Source organism: Neptuniibacter sp. UBA6509 (assembly GCA_002435145.1).
GTDB lineage: Bacteria > Pseudomonadota > Gammaproteobacteria > Pseudomonadales > Balneatricaceae > Neptuniibacter.
In genome coordinates, this window is record DJLT01000066.1 from 5,704 (window position 1) to 6,493 (window position 790).

At 42.3% G+C, this 790-nt stretch carries 2 protein-coding genes and 1 pseudogene; all 3 read left to right on the plus strand.

Going from position 1 to position 790, the window contains the following annotated elements:
- Nucleotides 1-217, plus strand: a pseudogene (locus tag B4K11_RS08530) (heme ABC transporter permease); the annotation flags it as partial.
- A 10-nt stretch (nucleotides 218-227) separates the two neighbouring features.
- Nucleotides 228-407: a heme exporter protein CcmD gene (gene ccmD / locus B4K11_RS08535; protein ID WP_292951009.1), complete on the plus strand. Its 180-nt coding sequence runs from the start codon at nucleotides 228-230 to the stop codon at nucleotides 405-407.
- Nucleotides 404-790, plus strand: a 387-nt coding sequence (gene ccmE / locus B4K11_RS08540; protein WP_292959323.1) for a cytochrome c maturation protein CcmE, incomplete at its 3' end; no start/stop codon positions are given. The genes ccmD and ccmE, both read left to right, overlap by 4 nt.

The following is a 790-nucleotide window of genomic DNA, read 5'->3' on the forward strand; positions in this document are numbered from 1 at the left end:
ATATTCAGTTGATTGGTGGAATACGCTACATCAACCTGCAACCTTCACGTTAACAGAGAAACCCGCAATGGCGACGGAGATGTGGTTGCCCTTGTTGGTCATGGTGATCGGTTTCTATTGCTTTTTTGCTGTTTCGTTAATGATGCGAACTCGGAATGAAATATTGGTGCGTGAGCGTCGTTCGAGTTGGGTTAAAGAGTTAGTTGGAAAGCAGTGAGGTTAAAAAAATGAGTTTTGAAAGCTTTTCAGATTTTATCGCGATGGGTGGGCATGGTTTTTATGTCTGGCTAAGTTATGCCATCGCACTGGTCGTAATTGTAATTAATATTGTTAATCCAGCTCTGCAAAAGAAGAAAGTGATGTCTGATCTTGCACGTCGGCTGCGTAGGGAGAAAAAATCTTCATGAACCCTAAACGTAAACAACGTTTAATCATTGTGCTTTTCATTGTCATTGGTGTTGGGGCCGCAGTGGGTTTAACCATGTTTGCACTGAGCCAGAATATCAATCTCTTTTATTCACCAACTCAAATCGCAGGTGGTGAGGCGCCGAAACATACGCGTATTAGAGCCGGTGGAATGGTTGTTGATGGAAGTGTCATACGTGATCCAAACAGTCTGAATGTGACGTTCGATGTAACTGATTATGAGAAAAACGTCACTATTCAATACGATGGGATTTTGCCCGATCTGTTTCGTGAGGGGCAAGGCATCGTGGCTCAAGGCGAGCTTGATGAGAATAATGTATTACAAGCATCTGAAGTGTTAGCTAAACATGATGAAAATTATATG

Excerpts from the sequence above, each read along its gene's own strand:
- ccmD (WP_292951009.1), top strand. The coding sequence starts at position 228 with ATGAGTTTTGAAAGCTTTTCAGATTTTATCGCGATGGGTGGGCATGGT.